12 protein-coding genes are annotated in these 16,830 nt (G+C 65.8%); 6 read left to right on the forward strand and 6 right to left on the reverse strand.

Features of this window, described 5'->3' with window-relative positions; all coding sequences use genetic code 11:
* The first annotated feature begins 214 nt into the window (after positions 1–214).
* Together ACZ1J6_RS04540 and ACZ1J6_RS04545 are read left to right on the forward strand one after the other, a co-directional pair.
* The gene (locus ACZ1J6_RS04540) at positions 215–2,530 is read left to right on the forward strand and encodes a TonB-dependent receptor (protein WP_465127004.1); all 2,316 of its coding nucleotides are present in this window, start codon (positions 215–217) and stop codon (positions 2,528–2,530) included.
* Positions 2,531–2,633: 103 nt separating this feature from the next.
* The gene (locus tag ACZ1J6_RS04545) at positions 2,634–3,122 is read left to right on the forward strand and encodes an RrF2 family transcriptional regulator (protein WP_465127005.1); all 489 of its coding nucleotides are present in this window, start codon (positions 2,634–2,636) and stop codon (positions 3,120–3,122) included.
* A 45-nt stretch (positions 3,123–3,167) separates the two neighbouring features.
* Here the strand turns inward: ACZ1J6_RS04545 and ACZ1J6_RS04550 are convergent, their stop codons facing one another.
* Positions 3,168–3,647: a carboxymuconolactone decarboxylase family protein gene (locus ACZ1J6_RS04550; RefSeq protein WP_431567593.1), complete on the reverse strand. Its 480-nt coding sequence runs from the start codon at positions 3,645–3,647 to the stop codon at positions 3,168–3,170.
* Positions 3,648–3,953: 306 nt separating this feature from the next.
* On the opposite strand from ACZ1J6_RS04550, the gene ACZ1J6_RS04555 reads away from it, so the two are divergent.
* On the forward strand, positions 3,954–5,408 hold the full coding sequence (locus ACZ1J6_RS04555; protein ID WP_465127006.1) for a CYTH and CHAD domain-containing protein: 1,455 nt from the start codon (positions 3,954–3,956) through the stop codon (positions 5,406–5,408).
* Positions 5,409–5,423: 15 nt separating this feature from the next.
* Here ACZ1J6_RS04555 and ACZ1J6_RS04560 read toward each other — a convergent pair whose 3' ends face one another.
* Positions 5,424–6,203 carry a helix-turn-helix domain-containing protein gene (locus tag ACZ1J6_RS04560; RefSeq protein ID WP_465127007.1) on the reverse strand — a complete coding sequence of 260 codons (780 nt, stop codon included), beginning with the start codon at positions 6,201–6,203 and terminating at the stop codon, positions 5,424–5,426.
* Between the two features lie 181 nt (positions 6,204–6,384).
* Between ACZ1J6_RS04560 and ACZ1J6_RS04565 the strand changes: the two genes are divergently transcribed.
* Together ACZ1J6_RS04565 and ACZ1J6_RS04570 are read left to right on the forward strand one after the other, a co-directional pair.
* Positions 6,385–8,601 carry a marine proteobacterial sortase target protein gene (locus ACZ1J6_RS04565; protein ID WP_465127008.1) on the forward strand — a complete coding sequence of 739 codons (2,217 nt, stop codon included), beginning with the start codon at positions 6,385–6,387 and terminating at the stop codon, positions 8,599–8,601.
* Complete coding sequence (locus ACZ1J6_RS04570) at positions 8,598–9,230, forward strand: class GN sortase (protein ID WP_465127009.1); 633 nt, start codon at positions 8,598–8,600, stop codon at positions 9,228–9,230. The genes ACZ1J6_RS04565 and ACZ1J6_RS04570 overlap by 4 nt, the downstream gene beginning before the upstream one ends.
* Before the next feature lie 65 nt (positions 9,231–9,295).
* Here ACZ1J6_RS04570 and ACZ1J6_RS04575 read toward each other — a convergent pair whose 3' ends face one another.
* From ACZ1J6_RS04575 to ACZ1J6_RS04590, 4 genes are all read right to left on the reverse strand, one after another.
* Positions 9,296–11,485 carry a TonB-dependent receptor gene (locus tag ACZ1J6_RS04575; protein ID WP_465127010.1) on the reverse strand — a complete coding sequence of 730 codons (2,190 nt, stop codon included), beginning with the start codon at positions 11,483–11,485 and terminating at the stop codon, positions 9,296–9,298.
* Between the two features lie 290 nt (positions 11,486–11,775).
* Complete coding sequence (locus ACZ1J6_RS04580; RefSeq protein ID WP_465127011.1) at positions 11,776–13,341, reverse strand: O-antigen ligase family protein; 1,566 nt, start codon at positions 13,339–13,341, stop codon at positions 11,776–11,778.
* Positions 13,338–14,825 (reverse strand): hypothetical protein, encoded by a 1,488-nt coding sequence (locus tag ACZ1J6_RS04585; protein WP_465127012.1) that lies wholly within the window; start codon positions 14,823–14,825, stop codon positions 13,338–13,340. The genes ACZ1J6_RS04580 and ACZ1J6_RS04585 overlap by 4 nt, the downstream gene beginning before the upstream one ends.
* Before the next feature lie 71 nt (positions 14,826–14,896).
* Positions 14,897–15,796, reverse strand: coding sequence for a WecB/TagA/CpsF family glycosyltransferase (locus ACZ1J6_RS04590; RefSeq protein ID WP_465127013.1), 900 nt, complete (start codon positions 15,794–15,796; stop codon positions 14,897–14,899).
* 303 nt (positions 15,797–16,099) lie between these two features.
* On the opposite strand from ACZ1J6_RS04590, the gene ACZ1J6_RS04595 reads away from it, so the two are divergent.
* A complete protein-coding gene (locus tag ACZ1J6_RS04595; protein ID WP_465127014.1) occupies positions 16,100–16,783 on the forward strand; it encodes a polysaccharide biosynthesis/export family protein in 684 nt (227 codons plus the stop codon).
* The last annotated feature ends 47 nt before the right edge of the window (positions 16,784–16,830 follow it).

Raw genomic sequence — 16,830 nt, forward strand, 5'->3', positions numbered from 1 at the left:
ACAATGTCACAGCGAAATTTCAATCCGCCTTTTCAATTTACGGTGGAGATCGGAACTTTCCCGCCAGCCTCGTTCGCAATCCCGCCGTGCGTCGCCGGAACGTTTCCGAACCGCCACCGCGATATGATGCCCAGGGGAGATTTCACCTGCTCGCAGGATCGTGGAAAATGGCGGCAACCGGCAGGAAAGCCGGATGGGGAACGGGAGGACACATATGCCGCGAATTTCGAAGCTGAAACGAATGGCGTCGCTGGGGGCGCTTGCATCGGCCCTGGTCGCGGGATCGGCCAGCGCGCAAACAGGAAGCGAAGTCGCCCCCGCTGCCGCACCGGCCTCGGCTGGTTCCAACCCCCTGGGCCAGAACGGCGAAATCATCGTCACGGCCCAACGCCGTGCCGAACGGTCCGTGGACGTGCCGATCACGGTGACGACGCTCAGCGAGGAAACGCTGAAGGACACCGGTGTGCGGCAGCTTTCCGACATGTCCAAGGTCGTCCCGGCCCTGCGCTTCGACAAGGCGGGCGTCTACACCCAGCCCACGATCCGCGGCGTCGGAACGGCGATCACCACGTCCGGCGGCGGCCCCAACGTGGCGACTTACGTCGATGGCTTCTTCCTGCCCAGCGCCGCCGCAACGGACTTCCAGCTACTCAAGGTCCAGAACATCCAGGTTCTGAAAGGGCCGCAGGGTACTCTGTTCGGCCGCAATACCACCGGCGGCGCGATCCTGGTCACCACGGCCGAGCCCAGCCAGGACGCAGCGGGCGAATTCCGCGTGTCCTACGGCCGGTTCGATACGGTCGAAGTCCAATCCTATGCAACCTCGGGCATTACCGAGGGCGTCGCTTTCGATGTGGAGGGCCTCTATCGGCGCAGCGACAACTTCCAGCGCAACATCATCGACGGCAACGATCAGGTCGGCAAATACAACCGCTGGTCGATCCGCACCGGCCTGAAGGCCGATCTGACACCGGATATCAGCGTGCTGCTGCGCTACACCCATGCGCAGACGGACGATCCCTCGTCGCTGATGCACAATGCCTTCGTGGACGAACAGGGCACCCCGTGGATCTACCAGTTCACGCCTGCGGGTCTCTACGCCACGAAACCCAACGAAGTGGCGCTCAATCCTGCGGACGGCATCGGCGCCCGTACCAACACCGACGTGATCCAGGGCACGATCAAGGCCGATCTCGGGTTTGCCAACCTCACTTCCTACACCCAGTTCCGCGACGAACGCGTCACCAGCGTGCAGGACCTCGACGCGACGGCCCTGCCGATCTTCACGATCCGCATCGGTTCCAACAGCAAGACTTTCACGCAGGAGGTACTGCTGAGTTCGAAGGCCGGATCGCCGCTCCAGTGGACCACCGGCGTCTACTACTTCCGTAACCGGGACACCTGGCCCACCGATGCCAAGCTGGGCACCGCGCCTTTTGCCCGCAACGGCGAATCCGGGACGCTATCTCAGTCCATCGCCGTCTTCGGCGACGCCACATACGAGGTCACCCCGCAGTTCTTCGTGACGGCCGGTGCGCGCTACAGCCACGACTGGGTCGACCAGGCGTACTTCCTGCGCGCGCTTACCGCCTCGGTCTACGAGGATGAGAACGGCAACGCCGTGCCCTTTGGATCCTTCGCGACAACCCCTCTCTACACCCGTTTCGACGTGCCCAAGCTGACGAACAACCGCGTCACCCCGCGTTTCGTCCTGCGCTACAAACCTAACGAGGAATCCAGCGTCTACGCCTCGTTCACGCAAGGCTACAAGGCAGGGCTGCTGAACGTCGGCGGCTATTCCTACCGCCCGGTCAAGCCCGAGAAGATCAATGCCTACGAACTGGGCTACAAGTACGGCGATGGCCGCTTCACCGCCGAACTTTCCGGATTTTACTACGACTACAAGAACCTGCAGGTGTCGAGCTTCCAGGCGGGAACCGCCCGCATCACCAATGCTGCCAGCTCGGAGATCTACGGCATCGAAGGCCAGGCCAGCGCCCGCGTCACCAACGACCTGACCGTCAGCGGCGGGCTTGCCTGGACTCACGCCCGCTACAAGACCTTCCCCAACGCACCGTTTTATCAATTCTGCGACCCCGCGGCCGTCTTCGGTACCTCGCCGGTGGCCTGCACGCCGCCAAGCCTTGGCGGCCTTGGTCCCGGTGCCCTGGTCGAGACCACCACGGATGCCAGCGGCTTCAAGATGCAGCGTACCCCTGCGCTGACCGGCAACCTGGCGGTGTCCTACGGCATCGACCTGGCGGGCGGCCGGCTGAACCTGTCCAGCAACCTCTACTACACGTCCTCCTTCTATTTCGGCATCGCGGAGCAGTTCAAGCAGAGCCAGTACGCGCTCCTCGGCGTGCGCGCAGAATGGGTCGATCCTTCGGACAAGATCTCGGTCGCGCTGTTCAGCGAAAACGTCACCAACCATCGCTACCGCGCCGCCGTGAACTACGCCTCGCTCGGCGTAGGCAGCATCTGGGCCGATCCGATCACTTACGGCCTCACCTTGGGGGTGAAATACTGATCCGGCGCGGAAGCGCCTCTGCCTGAAAGGCGACGCCTTTTCGTTGCGCAATCGGCCGGGTCAATCTAGGATATCGAATGTCCATGATTGACCCGGCCGGCGCATGAATCTCAAGAACCAGGTGGAATGGGCGCTCCATTGCTGCGCCGTGATGGCCGGTCTGCCCGAAGGCCGTTATCTCTCCACCCGCAGCCTTTCCGAATTTCACGGCGTGCCCAAGGAATATCTCGGCAAGGCCTTGCAGGGCCTGTCCAAGGCCGGGCTTGTGCATACGACGCTGGGTCCAAGCGGTGGCTACCGCCTCGCCAGGCCGGCGCAAGCCATCACCTTCCTCGAAGTGGTGGAGGCGGTGGAAGGCCGCAAGTCGACATTCCAGTGCAGCGAGATCAGGGCGAACAACCCCTGCCGTCCGAAAGGCCTCTGCGACGACAAGCCTTGTGCCGTCGCCCGCATCATGTGGCGCGCGGATGAGGCCTGGCGCCAGACGCTGGCGGCCGTGACTCTGGCAGACCTGCAGGAAACCTTGCAGGAGGACGTGCCCGCCGACCTGCTCAAGCGCAGCTTCGACTGGCTGATGGAGCGGGCAGGCTGAAGGGGGCGAAAACCGCCCCTTTCGCGCAAGGCTGCCCGCGCCAGTTCAGGCCAGATTGGCCTTTTCGAGGCCGTAGAGCTTGTCTGCCGAACCGGGCACGGCCTGGAACGCTATGGCCAGTCGGTTCCAGGCGTTGATCGTCATCACCGCGAAGTTCAGGTCGACGATCTCCTTCTCGGAAAACGCCTCGCGAACCTCGGCATAGACCGCGTCCGGGACGCCGCCCTCACCCAGTCGGGTCACCGCCTCGGTCCAGGCCAGAGCCGCCCTTTCGCGCGCATTGAACAGCGGCGATTCCCGCCAGATCGCGACGTGATGGACGCGCAGGTCCCGCTCGCCGTGAATTCTCGCTTCCTTGACGTGCATGTCGAGGCAGAACGCGCATCCGTTCAACTGCGATGCGCGGATGTCCACGAGCGTCAACGTGTTCCGCTCGATCGAGCCGTTCTTCACCGCTGCCGAGAGATCCATCATCTTGCGAACGAGTTCGGGAGCCTGCTTCGCATAATCGATACGCTGGGACATTCGCTTCATCCTTGGGAATTGCTAATACGGATATTAAATATCCGTATTAGCAATTCCGTCAAGCGCCCTTATCCTGACAAGGGCGTCTCATCCGTGCCGCCGGTGTCGTCGGGCAGTCACGTCGACAGGCCATAAGGCGGCTGTGACCCTTCCGATTCCCCGCACCATCGCCCGCTTCGAGAACGATCGGTGCCTTCATGCGTTTATCCCCATCACGATGGCAGTCGCCGGACGGGACATTCTCCTCTCCGACAGCGCGCCGTCTCCCGAGCCGCCGGCCGCGGCCTGTCAACCGGAGGGCCTGCCATGACAGCGGTCGCGAACGAGGAAGCCGAGCTCAAGCTGGAATTGGCCCCGGACAGCGCCGATCAGCTCGAAGCCTCGGGGTTGTTCGCGGGCGAGGCCGCCCTCATCCCGCAACATGCCATCTATTTCGACACCCCCGATCACGACTTGTCCAAGGCCGGGCTATCGCTGCGCGTGCGTCGCGACGGTTCGAAGCGGGTGCAGACAGTCAAAGCCGACGGCCCCTCGGCCGGCATGTTCATCCGGCCCGAATGGGAGCGTCCCGTTCCGGATGACGAGCCGATCATCGACCATACCACGCCGATCCCCGCGCTGTTGGGAGACCGCATTGCCTCGCTCGCCCCGGTGTTCACGGTGGACAACGAGCGCCGCCTCTGGGTCCGGGACGGCATCGAGATCACGCTCGATCGCGGCCATGTCATTGCGGCCGAGCGTGAAACCCCGGTCTGCGAAGTCGAACTGGAACTGAAGGAAGGCAGCGCCGCCGCGCTCTTCGCCCTGGCGCGCCGGATCGATGCGATAGCTCCCGTTCGCATCGGCGTATCGAGCAAGGCCGAGCGCGGCTATCGGCTGCTCGGCCCGGCCCCCACCGCGACCAAGGCGCCCCGTGTCGTGCTCGAAACCGAGATGGACGCCGGCAAGGCATTCCAGGCGATTGCAGCGGCTTGCCTGCGCCATTTCCGGCTCAACGAGCCACTGGTACTGGATCACCGCGACGGCGCAGCCCTGCACCAGTCCCGCGTCGCCATCCGCCGCCTGCGCTCCGCACTGACGCTCTTCAAGACCCTGTTCTCCGACGAGACGCGCCGCCGCTTCAATGGCGAACTGCGCTGGCTGGCCGGGGAACTGGGCAAGGCGCGAGACCTGGACGTGCTTGCGGACCAGGCGAGCGAAGGGCCGCTTTTCGACCGCATCACGACGGCACGGGATGAGGCCTATCTGGGGGCCATCGCCGCGCTCGATTCCCGGCGCGCGCGCATGCTCATGCTCGACCTGTCGGAATGGCTCGTTATCGGAGACTGGCTGACCGACGAGGATCGCCGCGCCTTACGCGAAACCACGGCGCGCGAATTTGCCGCCAATGCCCTCGAACGCTTCCGCCGCAAGGTCAAGAAAGGTGGGCGCCGGCTGGAGAAGCTGGACGATCATGCGCGCCATGAAGTGCGCAAGACCGCCAAGAAGCTGCGCTATGCCACGGACTTCTTCGTGGCGCTTTTCCCCGAGAAGCGCGAGCGCCGCCGCCACAAGCGTTTCGTTTCCGCGCTGGAGGAACTGCAGGATCGCCTGGGTCTGCTCAACGATCTTGTCGGCGCCCCGGAACTGCTCGACAACCTTGGTCTCGCCGATGCGCCCGAGGCATCTCACCTGCTGGGCCACGACAAGAAGGCGGACCTTCTGGAAGCCGCCGCAGAGGCTTACGAGACTTTCGTCGATGCAAAACGCTTCTGGCGCTAAGCGGCGTCGTCCAGGTCAGCAGGGAAGATGGAGACGCGCGAAGTCCCCGTCGGTCGAGCGGCCCAGCATCGCTCGGTAGTCCGCGAAATGCGGCATGGCGTCCGTGACGAGGCCTAGCGGCGGACCCTCTCCCTCCGGCAACTTGCGCAAGGCGAGCGGTGCGGCGGCGGGTACGAGCTGCGACCCGCTGCCCACTTCCAGCGTTGTCAGTATCCCGAAGAGCTGACCATCGATCGTGGGCCGCGACAGGATGGCCAGGCGGTACTGGCCCTGCTCGTTCGTCACCAGATAGATATGTCCGGACAGGTTCGGCATCGAGACATGGCCGGCCTGCTCGAACCGGGAATCCGAACGGCCTGATTCCGCAAAGCCGAGGAAGGCCTTTTCCGGCACCCAGCGCACGGTAGTGAGATAGGCGAAAAGGCCGCCCGGCGTGCCGAAACTCGGCCTGATCGTCAGATAGCGACCTTCGAGCCAGGCAACGGCCGAGCGGGCATAGGCCCCCATGGACTCCGGCGCCACGTCGCCCAGGACCGGCGCCGCGGCAGGCGCAGGACGGCCCGCGCGCAAGTCGACACCCAGCGCCTCCTCGATGCGCAGCAGCGTTGCCAGCGTGAAGGAGCGCTTGCCTGCCAGCGCCTTTTCCAGAGTGGACAGGCTGATGCGCGCCATGTCCGCCAGCGCCTGACGCGAGATGCGGCGGCGGGCGATCTCCTCGCGCACGAGGCGAGCGGTCTCGGCGCCCTCGGCCGAAAGCGGTGAGGAATCGGCGGGCTCTGTTTCGGTCACTGTCATCGTGCGTCTCTTTCCGCACAAATCCGCACATGTCGTCAATCATTTCGTGCGCGTTCCGCATTCCCACACATGCATTCCGCATTTCCGCACATCTCGTGCCGGAACCGGCCGAAACTGCTCGTGGCTGTGCGGCATGGCATGCGCATAGACGAAGGGCTCCCCTAGCAGATGGAGCCCCGCCATGCCGCAGTCCCCCGCCCCTCGTCCTCTCGGTTCCAGCCATTCCGGCCCCGGCATTCTGGCCATCCGCCGCGCCCTGGTCCCGGCAATCGTCCTGGCGCTCGGCGCCCCGCTTGCCGTGGCGATCCATTCGACGGCCGCCGTCGCCGACGAAACCGCCGTTGACGATGCCGCTCCGGATGACGGCCCCGCCGCCGGCACGCTCATGCTGCGCGGACAAGGCGTGGCGAAAAGCCTTCCGGCGGTCCGCCTCGGCACTGACATGGACGTCGCCGTGACCGGACAGGTTGCCCGCGTGCGCGTAACCCAGGCCTTCCGCAACACCTCTGACAAGTGGATGGAGGCCAGCTATCTCTACCCCCTGCCTCAGGACGGCGCGGTGGACTCGCTGAAGATGGTGGTCGGCCAACGCGTGATCGTCGGCCACATCGAACCGCGCGCGAAAGCCCGCGAAACTTATGAGGCCGCCAAGGCCAGCGGCCGCAAGGCCGGTCTCGTCGAGCAGCAGCGCCCCAACATGTTCAGCACGATGGTCGCCAATGTCGCCCCCGGCGAGACCGTGCTGATCGCGATCGAATATCAGGCACCGGTCAGCCAGGCGAACGGCACGTTCTCGCTGCGCCTGCCGCTGGTCGTGGGGCCGCGCTATACGCCGCCGCATACCTTGCGCTCGGCCGCGGCTGTCGAGGACGCCCATGCCGTGACCGCCGCACCGGTTCTGGATCCCGCGCTTGGCGCCAGACTGGGAGGCAGGCGGGGCGAAGGGCTCAATCCCACCTCGATCTCGGTCCATCTCGCGCCCGGCTTCGAGGTTGCCAACCTGATCAGTCGCTATCACCGGATCAACGTAGCCGGGGCCACCGACAACCGCACCGTGACCCTTGCGGACACCACCGTTCCCGCCAACCGCGATTTCGTGCTCGACTGGCGCTCCGCTTCGGCCGACCCCGCGCTCGGCCTGTTCGCCCAGCATACGGACAAGGGCGACTACGTCATGGCCGCAATCACGCCGCCGGCCAATCTCGACGGCCTTCCCCGCCCCCCGCGCGAGATGGTCTTCGTGATCGACAACAGCGGCTCGATGGGCGGCGACTCCATGGAGGAGGCCAAGGCCAGCCTCATCCACGCGCTCGGCACATTGCGCCCGCAGGACCACTTCAACGTGATCCGCTTCGACGACACGATGACGCGCCTGTTCGAGCACAGCGTATCCGCCACCTCGGACCAGGTGGCGCTCGCCACCCGCTTCGCGGAATCGCTCCAGGCGCAGGGCGGCACCGAGATGCTCCCCGCGCTCAAGGCCGCGCTGGACGATGCCGGGACCGGAGGCGGCACCAGTCCCGAGGTGCTGCGCCAGATCGTGTTCCTCACGGACGGCGAGATTTCCAACGAGCGCGAGATGATGGCCGCGATCGGGGACGACGGGGGGCGCAGCCACGTCTTCATGGTCGGCATCGGCTCCGCACCGAACGACTTCCTGATGGAGCGCATGTCGACCATCGGCGGCGGGGTCTATACCCATGTCGGCGCGCCCGGCGAAGTGGCTGCCAAGATGATGCCGCTACTCGATGTGCTCAGCCATCCGGCGGTGCGCGATCTCTCGGTGCGGGTCGAAGGCGGATCGCTGGATCTCACCCCCTCGCGCCTGCCGGACGTCTACGCCGGACGGCCGCTGGTGCTCGTCGGCCGCAGCGACAAGCTTTCCGGAACGCTCACCGTCTCCGGCAACATCGGCGGCAAGCCCTGGGTACAGCGGGTGGATCTCTCGGCTGCTTTGCCCAGCCCCGCCATCGAGAAGCTCTGGGCCCATCGCCGCATCACCGATGTCGAGGCCGACCGCGCCCTCGGCAAGCTGGAGGACGACCGCGCCGATGCCGAGATCGAAAGGATCGGCATGGAGCACGCGATCGTCACGCGCCAGACCAGCCTGGTCGCCGTCGACGAGACGCCTGCGCGGCCTGCCGGTGCCCGCCTGACGCGCGAGGAACTGCCCATCAACCTGCCGGCCGGCTGGGACTTCGAAGCCCTCTTCGGCCAGGACGCGGTGCAGGCAGCGCCCGGACAGGCAGGAACCGGCAGTCTCGCCGCCATGCAGGCCCAGGCCCTGGAACTGCCGCAGACCGCGACCGGCTTCCTAGGCCTGATCGGCAAGGGGCTGGCGCTGCTGCTGGCGGGCATGACCGGCTTCGCCCTGCTCCTGCGCCGGAGGGCGGCATGAACGTCGCAATCCTGCGAACGGCGCCCCTCTGGTCCAACCGTTTGAAGGAGGTCGCGCGGGGACGCGGCCTCCTGGTCATCCTCCTGCTCGGGCTGTGCCTGACCGGCCTGGCGCAGATCGCATGCGGGCTCTACATCCCCGCCAAAGCCGCAGTGGCCCAGGTCCTGCTGGACCGCGCCTTCGACCGCAGTCGCGTCGATCACGCCCCGCGCAAGCCTTGGCCCTGGGCCGACATGACCCCCACGGCCCGGCTGGTGGTTCCCGGCCTTGGCATCTCAAGGATCGTGCTGGACAGCGGATCGGGCCAGGCTCTGGCTTTCGGCCCGACGCTGCTGCCGGGTGGAGCGGCGCTGGGACAAGCTGGAACCGCCGTGGTCGCCGCCCATCGCGACACCCATTTCCGGTTTCTGCGTAATATGAAGAAAGGCGATCTCATCTTCGTCCAGACCCGCGAAGGCCTGGAACGGCGCTACCGTGTCACCGGTGCCGAAGTGGTGCGATGGGACGGCTACGCCGTGGCCGATGCGCCGCTCGGCGAAAGGCTGGATCTGGTGACCTGTTTTCCCTTCGACGCGATCCGGAGCGGCCCGTGGCGCTACGTCGTCCATGCCGAAGCGGTCAGCCGGTGAACCGCACCGCAGATGAAATGCCTCGCCGGCCGGTTCCATGAACCGGGACCGGCGAGGCCGTTACATCAGAAGTGGAACTTCACTTCGCCGCCAATGATGCGCGGCTCGTTGACCATGCTGGTCAGGTTGTTGAAGTCGATGGCGCCGACGATGCGGATCTGGTTGGTGATGTTGCGCGCGAAAGCGGCCACTTCGATGCCCATGGCATTGTCACGCCAGCCTGCACGCAGGCCGCCTTCCAGCGATGCCTTGCCGGTGAATTCCACTGAATCGTAGAGGAACAGGTTGACCGAGCTGCGGTAGGCCCAGTCGGTGTAAGCGAAGACTTCCTGGTTCTCGCTGATCGGCACCGTGTAGCTGGCCGTCCAGTTGGCGATCCAGCGCGGCGCCTGCGGCAGGCGGTTGCCGTCGATGGAGACGAGCGAGGTGCCCGCCACGACCGGATCGAGCACGGTGCAGCCGCCCGAGCAAGGCTCGACCCTCAGGTCCGAGTCCTTGAGCTTGGTGAAGTTGTAGCTGCCACCTGCGGTCAGGGAGAGGCCCTCCACCGGCGTGATCGCCATTTCGCCCTCGACGCCCCAGCCGATCGCCTTCTTCGCGTTGATCAGCGTGGTCGTGTTGGACGCGCCGCCCACGGCGGTGAGCTGGATATTGCGCGTGTTCATGTAGAACACGTCCGCCGAGTAGCTGACCAGTCCGCGCTCTTCGCCCTTGAAGCCGACTTCGAACGAGGTCGTGGTCTGCGGCTTGGCTTCCGAGGCGACACCCGAGACCGCGTCGTTCTTCAGCGAAGCGCCCAGGTAGCCCGAAGCGGCGCGGGCATAGAGCGAGTGGTCCGGGTCCAGCTTGTAAGTGGCGCTGCCATCCCAGGAAACCTTCGAGCCCTTGGCCCGGCCTTCGGAAAGCAGCACGCCATCGGCGGCGTTGAGGTTGCCGTACTTGCGGTCATGCGACCAGCGCAGGCCGCCGCGCAGGATGAGCGATTCCACCGGGGTATATTCGACCGAGCCGAACACCGCATAGGTCTCGTTGTCGAGATGGCTGGTGTTGCCATTGGTCTGGACGTTGGTGGTGCTCCAGCTCAGGGCCTCGGTGTCGAGGTTCTGGTTGAAGTAGTAGGCGCCGGCCTGGAAGCTGACGTCGCCGAACTTTTCCGAGGCAAAGCGCAGTTCCTGCGTGAATTCGCGCGGCTTGGCCTTGCTGCCGCTCTCGACCGAGAAGGGCACCGCGGCAGGATAGCTGCCGTCCACGTCACCGCGCGAGAAGACCTTCACCTTTTCCCAGCCGGTCACCGAGAACAGGGTGCCCAGGCCGTCGAAATCGTAGCTGGCCTGGACGTTGGTGCCCCAGCCCTCAAGGCGCTGGGGGTTGGAACCGTTCTGCGCGGTGTGCTCGACGTCGAAGCCGTCCACGAAGTCGTTGGTGCCGGGCTTGATGGTGTTGCCGCGGAACACGCGGGCCGAACCGCGCAAGTGGCGGCCATGGAGGTTCACCAGGACGTTGAGCGGGCCGTTGTCGTATTCCAGCAGGGCACGGCCGGCGAGATCGTCGTAACCGTCGAAGCGGCGCTCGTTGATCGTCTCGGCGTAGTCGTTCTTCACCCAGTCGTCGCGGTGCTGCAGGTTGCCGGCAACGCGGAAGCGCAGGGTTTCGGTGATCGGGCCGCTCAGCGCGAGTTCGCTGTTGATCGTGTTGTAGGTGCCCCAGGAAACACTGCCGTGGCCGGTGTAATGGTCGGTCGGGCGGGCCGAGGTCAGCTTGATCACGCCGGCCGGGGTGTTGCGGCCGAACAGGGTACCCTGCGGGCCCTTGAGCACTTCGATGTTCTCAAGGTCGAAGGCCGGGAAAGCCTTCAGGAACGGGCTTTCAAGCGCGATGTTGTCGTATACCACCGAGACCGGCTGGGCCGCGTCCGACGAGAAGTCGGTATTGCCCAGGCCGCGGATGTAGAAGCGCGGGAAAGTACGGCCGAACGACGATTCCGCCAGGAGGCTGGGCACGCGGCCGGACAGGAAGCGGATATCCTGGCCGCTGGAATTGATCGCGGCGAGCTTGTCGCCGCTCAGCGACGATACGGCGATCGGCACGTCGACGGCGCGTTCTTCGCGGCGGGTCGCGGTGACCACGATATCGGTGCTGCTGGCGCCTTCGCTGGCGGGCGAGGCGACGCTCTGCGCCTGCGCTGCGGCCGGCACGGCGCAAGCAAGAGCGATGAGCGAAACGGCGGCACGATGGCGGAATCGACGCTGAGTCATGTTTTTATGAAACCCTGATTACCCTGAGACCTTGTTTGTCGCGCGGAGTAGGGACTTGCGGGTGCACTCGCAAACGCATTGTTTTCGATGCTGCGTTGCAGAAATAAGATCGGGCGGAAATGTTGTAGAAATATCACGGTGCCGCTTCGTTGCGTGGCTCTCCGATGTTTTTGCGGCGCACCATCAACGTCGTTGACTTCGATGGGCTTTTTCTCGCCCTCGGCAGAGTCGCATGGTGCTGCCGGGTTTTCGCGCCAGAAGTGCCGTCCAGCAAAAAGTCGATCCGCGGTTCATGCGCGCAGCGGGGCGCCGTCCGGCATCCATTGCAGCGGCGCACGCCGGGCCTGCGGTTTCGCCAGGATAGTGGCAGACAGTCCGAACAGCCCCAGCGTCAGGAAAGCGGGACGCCCGCCGAAGGAGGTGAAGAACAGCATCTCGCTCAGCATCACCAGCACCCCGAACACGAAGGCCGCGGGAGCCTCTCCCGGCGTGCGGCGCAAGACGCGGCGGCGCTTCCACAGCGAAACGAGAGGGTCGAGGAAGTTGCCGATGAAGATCGCCAGCCCTGCCGATCCGGCGATCAGCGCGATCCAGAGGTAGGTGTTCACGAAATCGATGATTCCCTCTCCCTGCCGCAAGTCTGCCAGCAGCACATTGAGCCGCGGCATCGAATGCCCGAACATCGGGCTTTGCCAGAACACTTCCTTGCCCTTTTCGAAAAGATCGCGGCGATAGGTCGTGGTCTCGTTGGCGCCCCCGTCGGACAGCCCCAGCGCCTCGGCAAAAGTGGGGGAAAGCTGGGCCGTCACGAAGACGATGCCCAGCGCCAGGCCGATCCCACCGGCACAGGCCAGCAGCGAGCGCCAACGCCCCCGGTAGATCGCCATGGCCACCGATGCGAGCGCGAGCCCGATCCAGGCGCCCCGCGATTGCGGCGCCGATACCCCGAGGAACGTGATCGCCAGCAGCCCGGAATGACGCAGGGCAGATCGAAAATCCTCCCGCAGCAGGCTGAGGGCAGCGAAGCACATCGCCAGGACGAGCGCGATGGAGGTCGGCTCCACGAACGGTCCCCCGGCCCGCATCAAACCGCCCCGGGCCTTCACCAGCAACATCATCGGCACGTTATACTGGCCGTAAAGCTCATTGTAGATCGGCCAACTGCGCCAGATTTCCAGGACCAGCACTGCCGTCAGCGCCACGCCCCCGCAGGCCAGCCAGCGCAGGGCCATGCGTTGCCCCTCGGTGCTCGTTACGCCGCGGCTGAGGATATAATAGGGTAGGCCCAGGTCGAGGACGAGATTGACCGTCGTTCTAAGGAAATTCGTTGCCGTGGTCTCGCGCGAGAGGGCAAGGCCCAGCATGAGCAGGAACGCGGCGACCCATCCATCGCTGGTCAGCCGCCGCGGCGCGCTTTCCGATTTCCGGAACTTCAACCAGATCGCCACTGCCGCGCCAATGGCAAGCCCGTCCTGCACCCCGAAATCGAACAGCTTCAACCCGCCGATTTCCACCGGGGCGTCCAGCGGAGGCAGCAACAGCATGCTGAACAGATAGAGCGGAGCGATACGTTCGCGCCGCCCCGCCACCACCGGCACCCAGAAACACATCGCCAGATGCAGCAGCCGCACCGCCGGGAGCGACCAGGCCAGCATCGGCAGCGCCATCACGCAGAACAGGCTGCGCATGGCCATTTCCTCGCGGTGGACGCGGCGCAGGCAAATCAGGAACAGCGCGACGCCCGCCCCGCTGGCACAAGCGACATAGAGCGCCGAATGGATGCTGTAATAGGCGACCGCCAGCAAGGCGAAGAGCCCGCCCGTCCCCATCATCGACTGAACCGCGTGGCGGTTCACGGCGCTTCCGCCTGAAAGCGGCGCACGGCCGAGAGCTTCGGCGTCTCGGCCGCAGGCTGGCCGGCATATTCGCGCAGGCCCCATGAGCCATATTCGCCGATCGGCGCGGTCGCCGCGTAGAGTACCAGGGTATCGCCGAAACGGCGGCGCCAGCCTTCGAGGTAGCGCAGATAGACCTCGCCCATGCGCGGATCGCGCTGCACGGCGCGCGCGAGGTCCAGATCGGTGGTGACGAGATGCTGGCCGCCTTCATAGGCGATGTAGCGCAGGCCATGCCGGGCCGCCACGGCGCGATTGGCCGCCGCCATCGCCAGCGTCCGCTCCATCGAACCCGGCATCTGCGTGAAGATGCGATCGAGATCCCGCTTGCGATAGCCGTCAAGTTCCAGCCAGAGATAAGGCGCGGTTGCCAGAGCATCCACCCAGCGGTCCGCATGGCCATAGTTCAGGACCATGCGCGCAAGCTCGGGATTGGCATGCTGGCTGGCGCATACCCGGATCAGCGCCTGCGGCCGGTCGGCATAGATCGCGGTCCAGATGCGCATGGCCGCGACCATGCGCTGGGAATAGCGCTCCATCCGTGCCCGCATGGGATCGCCGCCGCCAAGCCCGAGGGCCAGTCCCTCCCGCTCAGCCTGGCCCGAGGCGTCGAAGATGTCGTTCCACACTTCGTTGCCAAGTTCGACATAGACTTTGCGCCCCGGATCGAGGCGCGCGTGGACGAGCGCCGCGAAGCCGCGCAGATAATCCGCGTCGGCATCATAGGGCATGAGGAACCACGGGTCCGCGCCGGCGGCATTGGCCAGGTCGACCATGTCCTCGACCGAGGCGCCCGCCACGCCAACCTGAGACCCGCTGCCGGGAAGGCTGCGGGTCGCCCACAAGGCTGGCGCATTGTCGTTCGTGCGCTGCCAGTCGAGAAAGCGAACGACCTTGAAGCCGGAGAGGAAGGCGAGGAATTCCGGGTCGAACCGCTGGCTGCGCGGAGCGCCCGCCTTGCGGCAATCGAGTTCGCGCAAGGGATCGGCCGGGTCGGTGGAAATCAGCTCGACCCAGGCGCCCTCGCCTTCCGCTCCCGTTGGCCGCAGTTCCAGATCGACCGCGCCGGCAGAAGCGCCGAGAACGCGTGCCACACCGCCAGCCTCCAGCCCGCCGCGGCCGGCAAAAGTGCACCGCACCGCCATTGCCCGAAACGGCGCAGCAGGCAGGACCAGCGGACGCGGCGCCGTTTGCCCCGGTTCCAGGCTGCGCACCCACCCTGTGGCATCGAGCTGCTGGGAAGGCATCGGCGTCCAGCCATCCCCGCGCGAGGAGAACCACTCGCTTTGCAGGATCATGTTGGAGAAGACCTGCTGCCGATTGAAGGTCTGAAGCCCGAACAGATTGATGCCCAGGGCGGTGGGAGGTGCGGCTGCCGGAACGATGTTGGACCGCAGCGCATCCTGCGCCGAGCGTGCCTGCTCCACGAGAGAATGGCGGCGCACGGCCTGAGGTCCGAAAACCGCCACGGCCGCTGCCGCGACCGCGCATAGCGACAGCGCGATCGCGGTCCGTTTCAGGGTGTCAGTCCCCCGGCCGCGTTCTGGAGCCCAAGGGTCATCCTCCGCCAGGTCTGGTGGATGCGGAATATCTGCGGCCCATCGATCAGGTAGCGCCGCCACAAGCGCTGCGGATCGGATCCCAGGCGGTAGAGCCACTCCAGAGACATCTGCTGCATCAGGCGGGGCGCGCGTTCCTGGTCGCCGGTGAGGAACTCCAGTCCCGCTCCCACGCAGAAGCCGATACCGCAGGCCGCACCGGCCCTGGCGAGGCGCCGGGCAATGATCTCCTGCTGCGGCGATCCCACCGCCAGGAAGACATACCGAGCCTTGGTGTTGGCCAGGAACCTTACGGCCCGCGTCACTTCGCGCGGATCACGGATGAAGCCCATCGGCGGATTGTAGTGGTGCAGATCGCAGAGCCCGTAACGGGCGGCGATCCGGGCCACCATGTCCTCGCTGCCGCCCAGGATCGCGACCCTGTCGTTCCGATCGATGTGGTGGTCGAACAAGGCGGCGGTGAGGTCGCTGCCGGTCACGACGGGAAGGTCCTGCCCCACGGCCCTGGCCATCTTCGCCAGGATCCTGCTGTCGCAGAGTGTCATCCAGGCGCCGCGATAAGCGGGCCAGAGGTCCGAGCGGCGGCGCTGCAGCCGAACCACATGGTCGACATTGGGCGTCACCACATAAGCGAACGGTGCGGACGGTGGGCGCGAAACGATGGCGTCGAGCGCCCCTGCCATGTCGATCCGCGTGAAAGCCAGTTCGAGAAATTCCACGGAACCGGGATCCGGCCGCTCAAGTGCCGAAAGAGGCTCTGCCAGAGTTGCAGAAGTGGCCGCCACCAGAGCAGCCAGCTCGCGCATGTCAGCCGGCGCGAATTCTCCCGAAGTCTTGTGGAACTTGTCGAGGTACATGGTGTTTCTCCCCGTGGACGAATATGCCGCAGGGGCGGTCGCCGATCTCTTGTGGCTACCGGGACCGTGCATCCGCCTGCGAAGATTCCGGTCCCCCTTTCCGCCATCCGCATTTGCCGATCCGCTTCCGCCGTCCTGTCGATGCAGGCGCCGATGAGGCCACTGGCGAATTCTCCTACCCGTGAAGCCCGCCCCCCGATCGAACGATTACGGGCGTTTGGCCCGACCGATACCCTCCTGACCGGACTGCGGGAGAGAGCCCGCGTCCAGGGAGGTATCGTGTCCTTTGCCCGCGCGTCGTCCATGCGTTCCGGAAAGTCAGGCCGCCGCGCCGCGCGCATTCTTCGCGCATTCGCCGCATGCCTGGCGCTCCTGTCATGGGGCATGTGCGGTCACCTTGCGGCCAAGGAGGCCGGTGAAGCCGTGACGGCGGCGGCCGTATCGGCGGCAGGCGCCCAGCCGCAGTCCGCTGCCTCCACCCGCTATACCGTGAACGCGGGCGACGAACTCGAGGTCTTCGTGTGGGGCGAGGAGCGGATGCAGCGGCAGGTGCTGGTCCAGCCCGACGGAACCTTCGCGTTCCCCCTCGCCGGTACGATCAAGGCGAGCGGGCGCAATGTCTCCGACATAGCGGCGGAGCTGCGCGAGCGCATTTCCCTCAACTATCGCACGACGCCGCCCGATGTCACCGTCTCGCTGCGCGGGGCGACGGGCATGCGCTTCTATGTCCTGGGCAAAGTCCGCACGCCCGGCAGCTTCACCAGCGGCACCGCGCCGAACGTCCTTCAGGCCCTCAGCATGGCCGGGGGCACCGCCGAGTTCGCGGATGTCCGTCATGCCGTGATCCTGCGGCAGACGGGGCAAGGCCAGGTGGTGGAACCCGTGCAGCTCCAGCGCCTGCTGAAGGGCGGTCGCAGCCTCGATCCCGGCAATCTCGCCAAGCCGCTGCCGACCCTGTCGAGCGGCGACGTCCTCGTCATTCCGTGAAGGCGCGGCAGCGTGGTCCGCTTCCTGCTCTCGCGATCGGCGCTCTC

Source organism: Novosphingobium sp. BL-S-21 (genome assembly GCF_055521655.1).